Origin of the sequence: Parapedobacter tibetensis (assembly GCF_024704835.1) — a bacterium.
GTDB lineage: Bacteria > Bacteroidota > Bacteroidia > Sphingobacteriales > Sphingobacteriaceae > Parapedobacter > Parapedobacter tibetensis.
In genome coordinates this window covers 333459-351787 of record NZ_JAMXBE010000005.1, presented here as the reverse complement: position 1 = coordinate 351787, position 18329 = coordinate 333459, and the positions used below count along the sequence as shown (strand labels likewise).

Below are 18329 nucleotides of genomic sequence, written 5' to 3'. Positions count from 1 at the left end.
ATTTTATTAGAAATACAAAAACTTTTTTAATTTTTTTCTAAAAGTATCATATATTAACATCTTTTATTATGTATATAGTGTTGTTTTTATAATAAACTTATATTAACTATTTTTGTCAAATCACTAAAGCTAAATCATGGAATCATTTTTTTTGGGGATGGATAAATTGGACGGCATGTCCAAAATGGAAAAGAAAAACTACAGTTATAAAATCAAATTGGTAAGGGGAATCATTGAAAAAAATGGCATGACGAATGCCGACATCTGCCGACATCTCAATATCAGTTCGCCAAAATCACTTGCATTAATCAATGAGCTCATTGTAGCAGGCATTCTCGAACAAAAGGAAAAAGCGGGTTCCATAGGAGGTCGAAGACCCGTATTGAATACCATAAAAAATGAGTCCCTCCTTATTTTATGCATCGAAATTGAACGGTTCAAGGTTAAACTGACCATTGTGGACAACAATAATCGGCTAAAAAGCACCCAGTCTCATTCTTTTCTGTTGTCCAAAAACCAATCGTCTATTCCCAAGCTACACGAACTCATCGTAAATTTTATTGCGTATTCCGAATTGTCCTGGAATAGGATTGTTGGAATAGGAATCAGTATGCCAGGCTTGGTAAACCATAAAGAAGGCAAGAATTATACCTATTTAGTAAATAGTGATGGAGAGGATTCCTTACAAGAACGCATTTCAAAACATTTCAACAAACCGGTCTTCATCATTAATGATGTGAAATGTGCCGCGATAGCAGAGCATAAATTTGGTTTGGCCAAGAACAAGCAAGATGTATTGGTGATTTTAATGGATTGGGGTATCGGATTGGGGGTTATCACGGATGGGGAGTTAATGAATGGCACCGCAGGTTTTTCCGGTGAGATGGGACATATGCCTTTTGTAGAAGACGGCACACTATGTTATTGTGGTAAAAAGGGTTGTTTGGAAACGGTTGCTTCAGGTATCGCCTTGGCAAGGATGGCCAAAGAAGGTATTCAATCAGGACAAGACTCTTTACTGAATGCGCTATCCGATCGGGAGATTGAAAACATAGAACCGCATTTGGTGATCAATGCCGCCAATCAGGGTGATCAATATGCCATCAGCATCCTTTCTTATTTAGGGGAAAAACTAGGAAAGGGCATCGCTACGCTCATCCAATTATTCAATCCAGAGCTAATTATCCTTGGCGGTAAAATAGCAGAAGCGAAGGAATACATTACCATCCCGATCCAGCAATCCATCAATACCTATTGCATGCAACCCATTCGGGATATAGTGAAAGTGGAACTTTCCCAGCTTGGAGCCGAAGCAGGAGCCATGGGAGCTGCCCGCGTATTCCTTGACCAGCTGTTCAACGAGCAGATTGCGTATGTGGAGAGGTAATGCAACCCGGTATACCCACCCCTTATCCACGTATAAGCCACGTATTATTCACGTTTCCACTTGTGTTGTATACATGTGTTGTCCGTATGGGAACGGTGTTTGATTGTCAAAGGATTCCCGTTGCGTTAATATGCCTGACCGCAGTAATCACAAACTTCCCGTCCATGGCGCGCGAATACCAGGTCATTTGAATGGGTAAACGCTTGGATGCGATCACAAAAGACGAAAGCAAGATACTTCCGATAGAAGGACCTTTGGCCGAACTCGATCGCTTACTGTATCGTCCGTATGGCTTGGAAACTTACATATTTCGAAGAGGCACCAAAAAGATTGGCAGGAGGCAAGCAACGCCATCAAAAAAGGCTGGCTCATCGTTGATAATAAAGCATTCCGTTTGGGCGGCCTATCGCTCGTTTTGTTTCTTTTCATTTTCTGAGGATTTTCGGTTTTGCTTGCAAGCGGTGCTTCTTTCCTTTAAAGGGGATCACCGTACCTTGTAGGGGAAGTGTTTTCCCTTTAAAGCGGAGCCCCTTCCCTTTAAAGGGGAACGCCAAACCTTGTAAGGAACATGTTTTCCCTTTAAAGCGGAGCCCCTTCCCTTTAAAGGGGAGCGCCAAACCTTGTAAGGAACATGTTTTCCCTTTAAGGCGGGGCCTGTTCCTTTTAAAGGGGAGCGCCAAACCTTGTAAGGAACATGTTTTCCCTTTAAAGCGGAGCCCCTTCCCTTTAAAGGGGAACGCCAAACCTTGTAAGGAACATGTTTTCCCTTTAAAGCGGAGCCCCTTCCCTTTAAAGGGGAGCGCCAAACCTTGTAAGGAACATGTTTTCCCTTTAAGGCGGGGCCTGTTCCTTTTAAAGGGGAGCGCCAAACCTTGTAAGGAACATGTTTTCCCTTTAAAGCGGAGCCCCTTCCCTTTAAAGGGGAACGCCAAACCTTGTAAGGAACATGTTTTCCCTTTAAAGCGGAGCCCCTTCCCTTTAAAGGGGAGCGCCAAACCTTGTAAGGAACATGTTTTCCCTTTAAGGCGGGGCCTGTTCCTTTTAAAGGGGAGCGCCAAACCTTGTAAGGAACATGTTTTCCCTTTAAAGCGGAGCCCCTTCCCTTTAAAGGGGAACGCCAAACCTTGTAAGGAACATGTTTTCCCTTTAAAGCGGAGCCCCTTCCCTTTAAAGGGGAGCGCCAAACCTTGTAAGGAACATGTTTTCCCTTTAAGGCGGGGCCTGTTCCTTTTAAAGGGGAGCGCCAAACCTTGTAAGGAACATGTTTTCCCTTTAAAGCGGAGCCCCTTCCCTTTAAAGGGGAACGCCAAACCTTGTAAGGAACATGTTTTCCCTTTAAAGCGGAGCCCCTTCCCTTTAAAGGGGAGCGCCAAACCTTGTAAGGAACATGTTTTCCCTTTAAGGCGGGGCCTGTTCCTTTTAAAGGGGAGCGCCAAACCTTGTAAGGAACATGTTTTCCCTTTAAAGCGGAGCCCCTTCCCTTTAAAGGGGAACGCCAAACCTTGTAAGGAACATGTTTTCCCTTTAAAGCGGAATCGTGCTCCCCGCTTGCGGCAACTCGCTCGCCTGTGGCTACCAAGCCATACCTGGATGTCAAAGAATCTCCGCTATAAATTGCTTTCAGGCCCGGGGTATATTATAAAGGTCGGAACAATATTGGAGAGCGACGTTCGTTATCGTGCCAACTTTTTTACAGCAGGCAACTTTTTTTGGCACGATTCCTAACTAAATAGTATCCATGAGGTAAATTTAATTATCTCGACGCATTAGTGTCCCATTAAAATTGGGGCTATAAATTAATCAAACAAACTTGGCCCATTAAGGCTAACTCGTTCTTTGTCATATTGAAAATTAGTTTTGTTAAAGAGGTCTTTCAGATGGGTTTTATCCGTCAGTGATATGCTTAGGATTTGGAGCACTTCGTATGTACTTCTGTTCAGTTTCATGTCGTGTTGAATGATTGCTACCAAACAATAGGTGCACATAGCGGCATAGATTTGTATTCTTACAGCATTTTCTGTGGTTCCCCAGAACTTTTTGATTTTGAGGTGCTGCTTTAGCCATTTGAAGAAGAGCTCCACTTGCCATCGGTTTTTGTACAATTCTGCCACTTGAAGAGCGGATATGTCCATGGCATTGGTCAAAAACACAAACTCCCGCTGCTGGTCTTCATCCCGGTACCTGACTAAACGAAGTTGTCCAGGATAGTTCCTGCCCGGCATATATCCGGTAAACAGAATAGTCGTGTCCGACAGTACGTTCTTGGCTAACCTTCGTTTCCACTTAACAGGCTTGTATCGAAGGTTCTTTTTTGCTCTTATTACAAAATGGGCATCAATAAGATGAATCTTGTACAAGCGCTTGAAGTCGTTGTATCCACGGTCGAAGATATAGTAAGATCCTGGTTCGTAAGGTATCTCATCCATGGCCTTTGTGTCGTGAACGGATGCTCCTGTAATGTGAAAGAAGGTAGGGATTTGAGTCTCCACATCATACAACGTGTGAATTTTAATGCCGCCTTTCTTCTTGCGGAACTTGGCCCACCAGAACACATTCAGGCACAGGTCGATTGTGGTCGAATCAAAGGCATACACGTTTCCGCCTAAGTTGGGAATGTCTATGGAACGCTTGCGTTGTGCTTCATTTACAAGAAAGTAGGCAAACTCCTCGAATATACGGTAATCACGTGTTTGATTGGCTCTTGCAAGGGAAGTTTTAGAAATATTCTTGCCTAATCCCAAGTGGTAGCACTTGGACCGATGAGCATCAAGAGCGACAACCAAATCCCTCAGACTTTCCCTATTGGATAATTGACCGAACATCAATGCAAGCAGTTGATTCCAACAGGTGAAATGCTTCACATATTTGTCGCAACAATACGTGCGAACGATGTAGTTGAACCTATTTCTATCCAAAAACGAAACAAGCTGAGCGAAAACGAATTTATCCTTGTGCATTGCAAATCTGTATAAGAATTGCAAAGGTTGAAATTGAAATCCGTTTAATCGAAAAAGCCCTGTAACTAACTATATTTCAAATATTTCAAAGAACAATTTTAAATTTTAATGGGACAGTTATGATCTCGACGCTAAAAAAGCAAAATCACGGGTAGGACTTCCAGCCGATTCGAATCATCTCCAATTGGAACTTTCGCTGAATTAGAAAAAGATCGTGACTTTTAGCGTGAAGAATACGGGCGCCTGTTAAAAGAAAACAAGAAGCTTAGGGAAGAAATCGAAAAGCTAAAGCCCAATCCTAGCCCATTATCCAGCAACAATTAAATTCGCAATTCTGCGTAAGCAAAATTATGTCCAATAGTTTTCGTATTTTTGTATGTACCCTTGGCAGCCCACTCACTTGAAGTCTTGGCAACGGATGGTAACGTGAGGAATATTAAGGGGAAGCAAACGGTTGATTTTTAAATATCAAATATCATGCAGATTATTCTTGATAAGGTACAGAAAAAGCATTTGGCATTAATAACTGAACTGGCCAGGACCCTTAAGATTGAAGTCATAGAGGGGATTGAGGACGACCGGTACTATCTGGATGCCATGAAGGAGGGAGAAAAAAGCCCCCTGCTGACTAAGGACGAGAAAGATGCGTTTTTGAGATCGTTGACCCATGCAGATTGAAATCCGCAAATCCTTTAGCCGCGATGTAAAAAAGTGTACACAAACGGTGAAGGAAGCAATTGCAAAGGCCATCAGGGAAATGACAAATGCAGAATCCTTGACTGAACTTAATAACGTGAAAGCCATGAAGGGTGGTAAGACTGCGCGGGATGCGGATCGATGACTATCGCATCTGTTTTTATTTCCAAGACAATGTTATCGAATTAGTACGTGTCTTACCTAGGAAAATTGTTTATAGATATTTCCCTTAGGGCATATGGCTCCATGCCCCCCCTTTCCATTTGAGTTCTCCCGTTCTATTTCATGCCCTAAAACTGGAAAGCCGCAACCGCGCAAACGAAAAACCGAGCATTTTGGAACCCTAATGCCCGCCTATGTAGTACTGCATTGCTGCTTAGGAATACTCCTGGAAAGCTTAGGAGTATTCCTGGGCGGCTCAAGGGTACTGCTGAATAGCTTAACAGTATGACGGAAACGCTCAACAGTATTGTTTAGAGGCTTAACAGTATCGTTTAGATGCTCAACGATATTGTTGAAGCGCTCCATGGTATCATGGAGCAGCTCAAAGGTACGCTGAATAGCTTAACGGTATCACGGAAATGCCCAATAGTATTGTTTAGAGGCTTAACGGTATCGTTTAGATGCTCAACGATATTGTTGGAACGCTCCATGATATCATGGAGCAGCTCAAAGGTACTGCTGAATGGCTTAACAGTACCACGGAAACGCTCAACAGTATTGTTTAATCGCTCCGTAGCACTGTTGGAGGGCTCCGTGATATCATGGAGCAGCTCAAGGGTACTGCTGAATGGCTTAACAATATCACGGAAACGTTCAACAGTATTGTTTAGAGGCTCAACAGTATTGTTGGAGGGTTCCGTGATATCATGGAGCGACTCAAGGATATTGCTGAATAGCCGTAACATCACCGGCTAGCACGGGTAAGCGGGTCTCCCAAAAAGCAAAATCGGCATTGAAAACCTAAAGATTTACATCCTTGTTCGGTCATACCAAGACACGATAAAAAAGGGGCCATCCACAATCTGGATAGCCCCTAAAGTTAGACTGATTATTGACATCAATACTTGTCGTTGTTCCTGACGCCTTTCAATACCCTGGATTCTGCCGCAAATCGGGCTCAACTTTCAACTGCAGTTCATGATGTGGCCATAGGTAATTGTGTGGCGCGAATGATCGGTCTTCGATATGCAACGATCGCAGTTGACCATCGATCTCCCGGGTGTGGCCCAGCGCAGGTTGGTTCAGTACATCTTCTGCAATACGCCAACGAATGATGTCGTCGTACCGTACGCCCTCACCAGCCAATTCGATGCGGCGCTCCTTGCGGATCAGGTCTACCCACTGTTGCTGTGTGTATACTGCAAATTCCGGCAACGTTACATCGGCGTAGGCCATATCCAGTCCGGCACGTTCCCTGATCTGGTTGATGCAGCTTTTGGCCAAGTCGTCCATATCATTGAGCATGATTTTCGCCTCGGCATATGCCAGCAGTACTTCGGCGTACCTCAGCAAGCCAAACGTAAGGTTCCCATTCCGGAAAGCATCAGCTTCTGAAACGAATTTACGCCACCAATAGCCGGATTTACTGGCCCGTTGATTCTCATAAAACATCGGATTATTGGTATTGTAGATATCGATCATTTCTCCATAAAACTCATCCCCATGCCCCATGATGCTGGCTTCATAGCGTGGATCCCGGTTTAAGTTTGGATCCAACTCGTATTCTGCTTGGGTATGCAACGGACAATCTGCAATCGGACGGCCTTGCTTGGTCCAGTACGCATCAACCAGTGCTTTCACCGGCACACAATACGACTCGCCGTTTCCTGTGCGGAAATGTGGCCCCAAGTCTCGGAAGGAATACGTGGTGCTCCCACTGAAGCTTTCGATGTCCATGTGCTGGATAAATTCCTTATTGACGGTAGCCCCCTCGTATTGGAATAGGTCCCCATAACTGTGGTAGAGTTCGTATTTGCCACTATCCATGATTTCCTTGGCCAATTGCGCAGCCAGTTCGTAACGCTCGTAATACAATGCATACCGCATCACCAGTGCTTTAAACGAGTATTTGTTGAACATAAACTTGTTTGTGGTATACTCATCCGGTGGAAGGTGCTCGGCAATCTCTTCCGACATCTGGAACAACCGATCCAGAATTTCCGCTTTTGGCATCGGGGGTTGCTTTGCTTCTTCCAGCGTTGCGGGCTCCAATAAGAACGGGATATCACCCCAACGCGAAACCATCCGAAAGTAATGCCAGACCCGCAGCCCTTCGAGAATGCTTTTATAACGGGCTCGTACGGCCTCGTTTTCTACATAAGGCACGTTGATGTTGGCGATATAGGTATTCAACCGGCCCACATGTTTCATGTACAGTGCATAATAGTATTCGAATGCACGCGTATTGCTGTTGATGTTGCCATTGGCAATCAATGGATGGTGGTCGTCATTGGATCGTGCAAACGCATTATCAGACCTTCCATCATGCATATAAAACAACAGCCTGCGGTTGCTATGATGCGTAAATGCATCGTAAAAACTACTATATGTCACCCGGCGCAGGTCGTCTTCATCAATGAAAAACTCCTGAAACGTAGTGGCCGTAGGATCCCGTTTGTCCAGAAACTTCTCGCATCCACCGAAAACTACCGACAGAAAAATCAAAAATATAACTTGCTTCTTCATGATTCTTTCGTATTTAAGATTATAAAATAGATGCCCGGATCCCAATGCTGTAAGTAGCCATTCGCGGATAACTGCCATCTCCACCATGCGGATAACTACCCTCTCCACCATTCCGCTCAGGATCCAAGCCTTCCCACTTGGTAAAGGTCAGCGCATCCTGCGCATTGAGGTAAATGCGGAGGTTTTGGATGCCCTTGCCAATATTAGGGATGGTATAGCCCAATTGCAGCGTTTTCACCCGGAAGAAAGCCGCATTGCTCAGCCATACGTTGCTCAACACGGCATTGGAGCTTTGGCCCGTCCATACCCTTGGAAAGCGGCTATCGGGCGTCTCAGGTGTCCAACGGTTGTCCATATATTCCTGCCGAGGGGTACCCAAACTGTTATTCGTGCCATCCATTAACACCGGATATCCTTCAAGACCACTGAGCCTACCGGTACTGCGACCTACCCCCTGCCCTAGCATGTTGAAGTCCCAACGGCCATACCGAAGGTCTAACGTAACGGAATAGTTCATCCGGGGGAACGGATTACCCAAATCCACGCGGTCATCTTCATTGATGATGCCATCGCCGTTTTGGTCTACATAGCGGATGTCACCGGGCATGGTATTGGGCAACTTGGCTGATGTACCGTCGATTTCTTCCTGCGTCTGGAAATAGCCATTATTTTCGTAACCATAATAGTTATTTAGCGCGATTCCCCGATACCATATTCGGTCTGCATTCCCCTTGAATATCAAGGTGTCGGAAGTTGAATATCCGGCCTTCAGTACCCGATTTTCATTATTGAAGAGCATACCACCTATCCGGTATGAAAACTTACCTACGCGGTCGCTCCAACTGGCAGAAAGCTCCCAGCCTTTGTTCTCCACTTCGCCGATGTTAACGGCGGATTCGAGGACACTTGCCCCGATCAGTGGTGGGATGGGAAATTCGTCAAATATCAAATCGTAAGAATGTTTTTTATAAACTTCCGCAGTGACGTTCAAGCGATTGTCCAAGGTAGTCAGATCCATCCCGACGTTCCATTGCTTTTGTTTTTCCCATGAAAATTCGGGATTAGGTACGCGGATCACCCAGCCCCAAGTGTTGACAATTTCCTGCCATAGATAGGGATCCACGTTTTCATTACCGATAAGGCCGTATGAGGCACGGATCTTCAAATTATTGATTGTGCCGCTTTCCAATGCTCCAAGCATAAATGATTCGTTGTGTACGTTCCAAGCCAAGGCTGCCGAAGGGAAAAAGCCCCAGCGATGACCCGGGGCAAACTTGCTGCTGCCGTCCGAGCGGGCAGTCGCTTCCAGAATGTAACGGTTATCGAACGAATAGTTGAGTTTGCCAAAAAATGATGCCTTACTCACCTCCCTGTAATCGGTGTAATTGTAACTCATGATTTCCGATCCGGCAATGAAATACAGTTTATCTTTATCCTGCCGAAGCGATTTTTCATAATTGACGTTGGCACGGGCGGTCAATTGGCTCACACTGACACCTTGTCGTGCGTGGGTGTGGTTGGCCCATGTGGCTGCGGGTCTGCCATCACCATCGTAAAACATCGTTGTTTCACGTTTTATTTTGGAAGCCGACCGATTGATCATGTACGACACGTTGCCTTCCACGGAAAGGTCGCTCGTAATGAAGTAACGTGGGCGAAGATTGATGGTACTCCGGTCATACATGTTACTGCGCTGACCACCACGGTCTACTGAAGCTATGGGATTGATGTTGTTATGCAAGATGTAGTGATTCGGCATATCCGAGTCATAGTATACGGATTGTGTTGGATTCATTTTTCGCGCATCAAGATACAACCAATGCGTATCAGGGTCATCTCTGGCATTATCAGCCAAATTAACGATTTGCAATTGGTTGACCTGTAACCTGTGCGCATAGAAATCGGCCAATAGCACGAATTTATCATCGATGTTGATATTCGTATTGAACCGGGCACTGAACTTTTCGGTTCCCTCATGGGCATTCAGACCACCTTGATTGACGTAGCCCAGCATCAGGTTGAAAGTTCCTACCCCACCACCCCCAGAAATATTAGCGGTGGTATTGTACGCTTGTGCCCGGCGCCGCATAATGGCATCCAACCAGTCAGTTTGAACGAAATCACCGCGGTCTGCTGCCGCAATGTCCTCCTCATCGAAGAGCAAGGTCTGTCCCTGCGTACCGCGGGCTTCATTATTGAGCCGCATGTAATCCGCCGCGTTGACCAAATCAGGTAAATCTATGGGATCACTAAATGCACTCCAGTGATGCAAATCCACCTTGAACCGGCCCGTTACGCCGCGCTTAGTCTCGATAATGATTACGCCATTGGCACCACGCGACCCATACAGCGATGCCGAGGCGGCGTCCTTCAGTACCGATATGCTCTTCACTTGGTTTGGATCGATATCGGTTAGGGTCTGCTCCATGCCGTCCACAATCACTAATGGTGCTGCATTCTGCAGGGTACTTCTACCTCTGATGGATATCGTGCCGGGCGTAACACCCGGCATATTGGTTGTCTGTGTAAGGGTAACACCCGGAAGCGTACCGCTGAAAGCCTCCTGCAGTTTAAAAATCGGGCGGTTGGTGGCACGATCCATATCCATACTTGCTACGGACGATGCCACGTGCTGTTTGTCGATCGTACTGTATCCCATGACCACCACTTCCTCCAAATCTTTGGTCTCTTCCTGCAATACGGCATCGACACGAGTCCGGTCTTGGGTGCTAATCTCCGTATCACGGTACCCCACCATGCTGAATATCAGCGTCACATCCCCGGTGATGGATAGTCGGTAATGGCCTTCATCATCCGTAATAGCTCCCATATTGGAGCCCTTTACCAGCACATTGACCGATGCCAACGGCACACCCTTGGCATCTCTCACCGTACCTTGGATTGTGCGTTGCTGGTTCCGGGTATTGGGCTTGATGGTGATTTGGTTTCCCGAGATGGTGTAATCCAAATGTTGTTCGGGTAGCACTTTTTTCAGTAACTGCCTGATGTTTACATTTTGTAAGGATACGCTGACCACTTTTTCTTTGACCAGCTTATCATTATAGAAAAAAACAAAATCGCTCTGCTCTTGGATTTCCTGAAACAGGTCCGTTAGGTTGCCATTCTTGATGTCAACACTGACATGCTGCGAGTACGTTTCTGCATTTACCGTAAGCAAGCCTATGAAAAGGAAAAAGGCTACTAATCGAATCATTCTCAAAACTTTTGATATTGCTTTCTTATGGTGGTATATAAATTGATAATCACATAGATATTTCATATCATTGCGTAAGTTTTAATTAATTGTTTCTGGTTAATTAATCGTATGCGGGTGGATGCTGCAACATCTGCCCGTATTTTTTATCTCTTGGTTTATCTGATTGGTCTATTTTTCGCTAATAACGAACCTCCTTCCTTCTTGTTGAATGCGATATAACGAGGGGTCATAAATAACTTGCAACACACTATCCAATGCTTGTTTCAAATCGATGATTCCTGAAAATCGATCATCTTCTGCGCCGTCGCTCTCTATTTTATACCTGATTTCGGCGTTATAAACGCGTTCAAGTTTCTTGATGAGCTCTGGCAGCGGCGTACTTTTCAATATCAGCTGCTTGTGTGTCCATGTGATACGATCTTGTGCATCAGTAGTTTCTAATCCTAATTGGCCATTGATTTTATTGAATGTGGCCGTAATGCCCTTACTTAATATTTGCTTTTCAAATTTGGCCTTACCTTGTGGGGTTAATTCAATCGCTCCATCCAATAATACGGCCGAACTTACATTATCGTCTTTATAGGAGCTGACATTGAAGGAAGTGCCCAATACCTTGATTTGCATGTCATCTGCATAGACAAAGAATGGTTTTTCCCGATTATGGCTCACTTCGAAATAGGCTTCCCCTTGCAAAAACACCTCTCGCTTCTCGCCCATAAACCGCTTGGGGAAGGTGAAATACGATCCGGCGTTCAACCATACTTTGGTGCCATCGGGGAGTATCACTTCCGTCCGCTTTCCATAAGGAACCGCCAGTGTGTTATAATCTCCCTCCCCACTTATGGCAATGTCTTGTTGCGTTCCATTGCGACCTACAACGGTCAGCGAAGAATCCTTGAAATGAAAGGCTGTTTCGTCTTCCAACTGCATTACAGCATCATTGTCCAAGGCTAAGCCCAGGGAATCCAGCCCATGCAAACGTTCTTGGAAGTCTCTGGCAGTGCGTACGAGTTCGTTGTCATCCTGAAATCGTGTTGAGGCGAACCACCACAAGGCAACTGAACAGCAAAGGACTACGGCCGCGGCAGCACCGTACCTCCATGCCTGCGAAATCGTTCTCGTTGAACCGCCGTTCATCATCGTCCCTTTACGAATACGGTTCCAAAGGTATTCCTTGTCTTCCTTATTCAGGTTCTTGGTATTGACTTCCTTCATGGCACGCACAATGTTGGCAGCCAATTGATTTTGTTTTGGCGAGGTCTGTCCCGTATTCATCCGCTCCTTGCCCTGCTCATCACTCAGGATATCCTCCGCATTGTCGCCCATGTTTAAGTCTTTTAATTACATAGAGTGAAAAGCCTATTTTTTATAGACAAAATAATTGATTTTTTTTTGAGGGGTATTGGTGTGGGGGGGTAATTATAGCTCAGCTCCCAGCTGATAAAACCAGCATCAATAGGTTGACCATCGGGATGTTGGTCCGTTCCATATTAACCCGCATTTGTTTGACAGCCCGGTACACCAAGGTCCGGCTTGTAGCCACCGACACATCCATTACTTCGGCCACCTCCTCGTAAGTCATATCCAGGGTAAAGCGAAGGTATAGCACCTCCCGTTGCCTATTGGAAAGTTTCTGGATTTCCTGCGAAAGGATATAAACCAATTCCTTTTCCTGTTCGTCCCGCATGATATGGGTTTCGATATTCCAATCCACTTGGAAATCCATATCCGTAAGCTGAACCGACTGCTGCTTCCGGATATTTTTCAGCGCGACAACCAATTTCCGGCGCATGGCACTATATAGGTAGGCAGATAAGTTGACAGTTCGCGCTACGTTGGCCCGATATCGGTATAAATCGATAAACAAATCATGGATGGTGTCTTTAACCGTTTCTTCATCCCTACAAAAACCGCATCCAAAGGAAAAGAGCTTATCAACGTAAATATCATACAACATCCGAAAAGCAGCATCACTTCCCGCGATAAAATCACACCAACAATCATGCTCCTCTGAATTGCTTATCATTGCAATCACTTTAAAAAATCAAACGTATGGTTATTATCAAGGTGTAAAAGTAGCCTATCTATATCATTATAATATTAAGTAATTATTAAAACAATACGCAATCTAATCACGCAATGAATATGCAGGTTTACACACTGGTTATGAAATTGTGTTTTCAAACTTAGCGATAGTTGCTTTTATAAACAAGTTTTTAAAACGAAATATAATGCAATCTTCGTCAAGGTTAGATTGGATTGGTTTCCTTCGGAGCTGCTCCGCGGTCACTCCATCGCACCTACCCTTCGCTCGGGTTCGCAATGACGAGGAGCGACATTTGAACGGAGAAGCCCTCAACGAAGTTAATAGCACCCGCTACATATTACTTCCATACAAAATGTTAAATTTGAACCATCGGATGTAACACCAATTTATGCATGGCCTCAATCAATATACATACTGGGTGGATGGATGAAATCGTCTGGGGTTTGCCTGCTCAAATACAGGTGTGGGTGATCCATGCTCCTGAGTTCATGAAAACACACGGACAGGATCATACCGCTATTCTCAACGAGGATGAACAATTACGAAGTAACCGCTTTTTTCAGCAAAGGCATGCGGATCGTTTTACCGCAGGACGAATTGCACTCCGTTTCATTCTGGCTGGTCTGCTTGATACCCACCCGAAATCCATTAACCTGGTAAACAACGAACGCCGAAAGCTTTTCATTGGGGCCCAGCATGGAAAAACCTTGCATTTCAATCTGTCTTATGCGGGGGACTATATTTTGATTGCTATAGACCGGGATGCACCTGTAGGTTTGGACATCGAACAACTAAACACGGGCTTTGAAATCGAACCGATGTTAACAGGTTGTTTTTCAGCAAATGAAATCGAATTTATATCAGGCGTTTCCGACAATGGTCAACATCATCGCTTTTTTGCTTTATGGACGCGGAAGGAGGCAATACTTAAATTAACAGGCCTAGGAATCGGCGACCACCTGCCTTGGTTTGAGGTCTTGGATGGAAGCCAATCAACTGAAGCATCAACGATAGGTGGTCGGCCTCAACAGGATATCCATGTCCGTTCATTTGAGATGCCCCAAGGCTACATCGGAAGCCTGGCAACGGAACACCGGCATGCGACAATCGCATTCCATAAGTTTGATGTGCCCTTGAATAACCTGTAAAGGCGATGTTTATGTTTTACGACCGACTTTTTCCCAAACCGCACTTTGTTTACCTTTAAGGTACCGGATGATTCCGGCCAGCACCGCATAATTCATCATACAGAAATAGTAAGGGATAAACGTGACCTTTACCTTCAGTTCCTTCCGCTCAAGCAAAAATCCGAGGAAAGCCAACACATAAAACAGTACCTGCCCGTAGTATAAAGCGGTATAAATCCACCCAACTCCAGTATGGTGCAAGACGGCATTCGATATAAAGGCAAATACCAGCAGTATTGGAGTAATGGTCCACCGCAATACCCGATGGCTTATATATTGGAATGTTAGTACCGGATTAGTAAATGGGTTGAACAGGCCCTTCAACCGTACAATGGATTGTATCCCACCGGCCGCTATCCTTACTTTCCGCTTTAATTCCTCCTTCACATTTTCAGAAGCCATTTCCGTGGCATAAGCCCCGGGCTCATACAGTACCCTATACCCCTTCTCGGCAATTTGCATCGAAATCATGAAATCATCCAGTACCGTATCGGGCGGCACCGCGTCGTACAACTCGGTACGGATGCTAAACAACTCGCCCGCACTCCCCACCACGGAGTACAGCTCAGCATCCCATTTTTTGAGGGCAGATTCATACTTCCAGTAAAACCCCTCACCCGCTGCACTGGCGTCTGCCCCGTCGCCCGCGTATACCCGCTTCTCCCCTGCTACTGCACCTATTCTTTTATCAACATAATGTTTGCATAGTTCCATGAGTGCATTGGCATTCAACAAGGTATTTGCATCGGTGAAAACGACTACTTCGGTGGTCACTTGCTGCATGGCCCGGTGCACGGCGACGATCTTACCTTTGCGTTCGGGAGCATGCAGTAAGGTAATCTGCGGATATCTTCCTGCAAGTTCCACGGTTTTGTCGGTGGAGCCATCCGTTACAACGCAATAGTTAAGCTCCGCTCCTGGATATTCCAGCGCAAGTGTGTTTGCTATCTTCTGTTCAATAACTGATTCCTCATTATAGGCCGCTATAATTATCGTGCAAGAAGGAAGGTCGCCTATCACGTGGGGAGCTTTGGTGATAGGCATCAATAAGCGCTTCATACTAATCAATAGGTACAGCAGTAATCCATACCCAATGAATGTGTAAAAAACAATAAATAGGCTGATCCAAAAAAGAAGTTCCATGAAATCGAGTCAAATCGACACGAAAGTAGGAAATTTCTCTTCACTTACCCCTGACTGCGGAGCATCGTCATCGCAAAAAATTGTGGCCGTGGCGTTTTTCCGACATGAATGCCCGCCAGGCACGCCTATCCATCTCAAATGTCAAGTCCTTTTCATCCAGTTTATCCATTGCCACCCAACGGAATACTTGGTCAAGCGCTTTATTATCTTCAAAATCGAAGGGTTTTGCGCTTAATCGGCAATTGCGCAGTTCTCCACCCCTCACCAAATAATAAATGCCGATGACCTGACTATCATTGAACGCCGATTTGAAAAACACATCCGTGGTATGGATGTGGCGCAAGATTTCAATTTCCATGCCGCATTCCTCCTTGAACTCACGCCCAAGCCCTTCCAGCAGCCCCTCCCCATACTCCAGTCCGCCACCTGGAAATTTGGTGAATTCCATGCCTTGTTCTCGTTCATCGCTGATCAATACCTGGCTGCGCTCATTGATGAGAAAACCATATACTCGTATATTGAATTTGTTCATTGTTGTATTGCGATTACTACCAATTTCCGGCTTTCAGCAAAAGTAACCGTTAAAAAGGTAAAAACATGATTCTTGTCATTTTTTGAATATAATCGGATTGTTAAAAAAATATTATGCACACATTTGCCTACCTTTGTGGGAATATGCAAGAGCTAACACAACAGATACCTGAAGGATCACGGAAAGAAGTGATGGCTTACCTAGAGCCATACATGCTAAATGAAATGAGTGAATACTTGAAACCTGTAGAGGAAATGTGGCAACCCGCTGATTTCCTTCCAGATGCCTCACGTGATTCGTTTTTCCAAGAGGTAAAGGAATTGCAGGAAAGTGCCAAAGAACTTCCGTATGACCTAGTAGCCGTATTGATCGGCGATACCATTACCGAGGAGGCATTGCCTACTTACGAATCATGGCTTACCATGGTCACAGACGTTGAAAAAAATGAGCAAGGGGGTTGGATGAAATGGGTACGTGCGTGGACTGCCGAGGAAAACCGGCATGGCGACTTGCTCAACAAATACCTGTATCTTTCAGGCCGTGTGGATATGCGAGAGATGGAGATCTCTACACAATACCTGCTTCAGGAAGGTTTTGAGATTGGCACGGGAAACGACCCTTATCGCAATTTCATCTATACTTCATTCCAGGAACTGGCCACCAATGTATCGCATAGACGCGTGGCTGGATTCGCAAAAAGGGATGGGGATAAACTACTTGCCAAAATGTGTGGCGTCATCGCATCGGATGAAGCCCGGCATGCCAAGGCTTATATGTCTTTTATTTCTAAAGCCATAGAAGTGGACGCAAGTGAAGTATTAGTAGCCTTTGAAGACATGATGCGTAAGAAAATCGTCATGCCTGCCCATTTGTTGCGGGAATCCGGGCAACCACAAGGTGAGGCGTTCGCCCATTTTTCAGATGCCGCGCAACGACTTGGGGTGTATACCGCGATCGACTATGTGGATATTCTCAGGGAATTATTAGTCGAATGGAAATTGGAATCCATTAAAGAATTGAACGAAGCCGGTGAACGTGCCAGGGATTACCTCATGCGGTTACCCGATCGTCTGCTGCGATTGGCCGATCGGATGCGTATTCCTGAAAAACCGTATAGTTTCAAGTGGATACATGCTTAAATTAGCGGTCGGTATGAAGCTCTTGCTTTACCTCTTACTACCCCTGATATTGCTCGCATCCTGCTCGTCGACCGAAGAACAATCGGCTGAATCGGCTATTTTGGCTGCTATGCAGAAGCAAGAAGAGGCGTGGAACGCAGGGGATGTCCATACGTTTATGGAAACTTATTGGCATGACGACAGCTTATTGTTTGTGGGAAGCGCCGGCCCGGTTTACGGTTGGCAAAACACCTTAGACCGTTACCTCAAATCTTACCCAGATACGGTCACGATGGGCAAGCTCCATTTTGATATCCTTCAGGTAAAACCCCTATCATCCGACCATTATTTTGTGCTGGGGGAATGGCACCTTTCACGTACCATTGGCGATGCCTCTGGACATTTCACCTTAGTATTTAAGCAAGTAGACGGTGAATGGCTGATTATTGCAGACCATTCGAGTTGACAGGCAGGAATACCTCGGCCATCATGCATCGTGCGCTTCCGCCGCCATTTTGCTCAATGGTATCCAGTGGCGAATGGATGGTGCGATTATAAGATTCCAGTAATGTTAACTGTTCCGCATCAAGTGCGCGGTATGCCGATGACGACATGATTAAAAAGCGTTCGCCCAGCCTGTTGACCACTTGAAGCATATTGCCTGTAAAATGCGCCACCTGATCGACGGTAATGGGCACGATGGCTTTACCACTACGTTCCAATGTACCCATCACCTTAGGCAAATCATCGCGTTGGATACTGTCCAGGCATATCACCACATATTCATCGGCTATACACATCATCACGTTGGTATGGTATATGGGGATACCCCTTGAATCAATCGCTTCGAAAACAACCGGTTTGTAACCCATTTGCTCGCAAAATGCCATAAATAATGCCTCATCCGTGCGCGGAGAGCTGCACGCATAGGCGATTTTATTTTGTCGATCCAAAACGAAGCTGCCTGTCCCCTCGAGGAATTTTCCCTTCATTTCGTTCTCAGTGTAATCTATTTGCTCCCGGACGATAAATTGGTCGTTGATAGCTTTGAATACCGACTCTTTACGCTCCAATCGCCTATTCGCTGCAAACATCGGATACAGCACAACCGTACCATCATCATGGAACGAAATCCAGTTGTTCGGGAATATGCTGTCTGGTGTATGCGGTTCTTCGGTATCTTGAACCACTAATACGTCAATGTCATGGTCACGCAGCATCTCCACAAACCGATCAAACTCAATCAGCGCCTTTTCCTGAACATTACCTTTCGCCGCATTCAGCTGGAAAGCATTGTTTACCGCCGTTTGGGCGTTATAGCCAAAACGCACCGGGCGAATCATCAAAACAGTCATTT

General features: G+C 45.4%; 15 protein-coding genes. 6 read left to right on the top strand and 9 right to left on the bottom strand.

Annotation, left to right across the window (positions count from 1 at the left end):
- The first annotated feature begins 136 nt into the window (after positions 1-136).
- The gene (locus tag NF543_RS11205) at positions 137-1387 is read left to right on the top strand and encodes an ROK family protein (protein ID WP_257668217.1); all 1251 of its coding nucleotides are present in this window, start codon (positions 137-139) and stop codon (positions 1385-1387) included.
- Positions 1388-3183: 1796 nt separating this feature from the next.
- On the opposite strand, the gene NF543_RS11200 is transcribed toward NF543_RS11205, so the two are convergent.
- On the bottom strand, positions 3184-4344 hold the full coding sequence (locus tag NF543_RS11200) for an IS4 family transposase (RefSeq protein WP_257668216.1): 1161 nt from the start codon (positions 4342-4344) through the stop codon (positions 3184-3186).
- A gap of 477 nt (positions 4345-4821) precedes the next feature.
- Between NF543_RS11200 and NF543_RS11195 the strand changes: the two genes are divergently transcribed.
- Together NF543_RS11195 and NF543_RS11190 are read left to right on the top strand one after the other, a co-directional pair.
- Complete coding sequence (locus NF543_RS11195) at positions 4822-5022, top strand: hypothetical protein (RefSeq protein WP_257668215.1); 201 nt, start codon at positions 4822-4824, stop codon at positions 5020-5022.
- Positions 5012-5185, top strand: coding sequence for a hypothetical protein (locus NF543_RS11190; protein ID WP_257668214.1), 174 nt, complete (start codon positions 5012-5014; stop codon positions 5183-5185). Before NF543_RS11195 ends, NF543_RS11190 begins: the two co-directional genes overlap by 11 nt.
- A gap of 349 nt (positions 5186-5534) precedes the next feature.
- Here NF543_RS11190 and NF543_RS11185 read toward each other — a convergent pair whose 3' ends face one another.
- From NF543_RS11185 to NF543_RS11165, 5 genes are all read right to left on the bottom strand, one after another.
- Positions 5535-5948 (bottom strand): hypothetical protein, encoded by a 414-nt coding sequence (locus NF543_RS11185; RefSeq protein WP_257668213.1) that lies wholly within the window; start codon positions 5946-5948, stop codon positions 5535-5537.
- 181 nt (positions 5949-6129) lie between these two features.
- Positions 6130-7728 carry a RagB/SusD family nutrient uptake outer membrane protein gene (locus NF543_RS11180; protein ID WP_257668212.1) on the bottom strand — a complete coding sequence of 533 codons (1599 nt, stop codon included), beginning with the start codon at positions 7726-7728 and terminating at the stop codon, positions 6130-6132.
- A 19-nt stretch (positions 7729-7747) separates the two neighbouring features.
- Positions 7748-10942, bottom strand: a complete 3195-nt coding sequence (locus NF543_RS11175) for a SusC/RagA family TonB-linked outer membrane protein (protein WP_257668211.1) — start codon at positions 10940-10942, stop codon at positions 7748-7750.
- A 171-nt stretch (positions 10943-11113) separates the two neighbouring features.
- Complete coding sequence (locus NF543_RS11170) at positions 11114-12271, bottom strand: FecR family protein (RefSeq protein ID WP_257668210.1); 1158 nt, start codon at positions 12269-12271, stop codon at positions 11114-11116.
- A 100-nt stretch (positions 12272-12371) separates the two neighbouring features.
- Positions 12372-12971 carry an RNA polymerase sigma factor gene (locus tag NF543_RS11165; RefSeq protein WP_257668209.1) on the bottom strand — a complete coding sequence of 200 codons (600 nt, stop codon included), beginning with the start codon at positions 12969-12971 and terminating at the stop codon, positions 12372-12374.
- Positions 12972-13414: 443 nt separating this feature from the next.
- Between NF543_RS11165 and NF543_RS11160 the strand changes: the two genes are divergently transcribed.
- Positions 13415-14140 (top strand): 4'-phosphopantetheinyl transferase family protein, encoded by a 726-nt coding sequence (locus tag NF543_RS11160; protein WP_257668208.1) that lies wholly within the window; start codon positions 13415-13417, stop codon positions 14138-14140.
- Positions 14141-14149: 9 nt separating this feature from the next.
- On the opposite strand, the gene NF543_RS11155 is transcribed toward NF543_RS11160, so the two are convergent.
- Together NF543_RS11155 and NF543_RS11150 are read right to left on the bottom strand one after the other, a co-directional pair.
- Positions 14150-15238 (bottom strand): glycosyltransferase family 2 protein, encoded by a 1089-nt coding sequence (locus tag NF543_RS11155; RefSeq protein ID WP_308378761.1) that lies wholly within the window; start codon positions 15236-15238, stop codon positions 14150-14152.
- A 151-nt stretch (positions 15239-15389) separates the two neighbouring features.
- Positions 15390-15854 carry an NUDIX domain-containing protein gene (locus tag NF543_RS11150; RefSeq protein WP_257668206.1) on the bottom strand — a complete coding sequence of 155 codons (465 nt, stop codon included), beginning with the start codon at positions 15852-15854 and terminating at the stop codon, positions 15390-15392.
- Between the two features lie 143 nt (positions 15855-15997).
- Here NF543_RS11150 and NF543_RS11145 point away from each other — a divergent pair, with 143 nt between their 5' ends.
- Positions 15998-16993: an acyl-ACP desaturase gene (locus tag NF543_RS11145; protein WP_257668205.1), complete on the top strand. Its 996-nt coding sequence runs from the start codon at positions 15998-16000 to the stop codon at positions 16991-16993.
- A complete protein-coding gene (locus NF543_RS11140) occupies positions 16986-17438 on the top strand; it encodes a YybH family protein (protein WP_257668204.1) in 453 nt (150 codons plus the stop codon). Before NF543_RS11145 ends, NF543_RS11140 begins: the two co-directional genes overlap by 8 nt.
- Here NF543_RS11140 and ctlX read toward each other — a convergent pair.
- Positions 17416-18327, bottom strand: a complete 912-nt coding sequence (ctlX, locus tag NF543_RS11135) for a citrulline utilization hydrolase CtlX (RefSeq protein ID WP_257668203.1) — start codon at positions 18325-18327, stop codon at positions 17416-17418. The two genes, NF543_RS11140 and ctlX, sit on opposite strands and share 23 nt — an antisense overlap.
- Between the last annotated feature and the right edge of the window lie 2 nt (positions 18328-18329).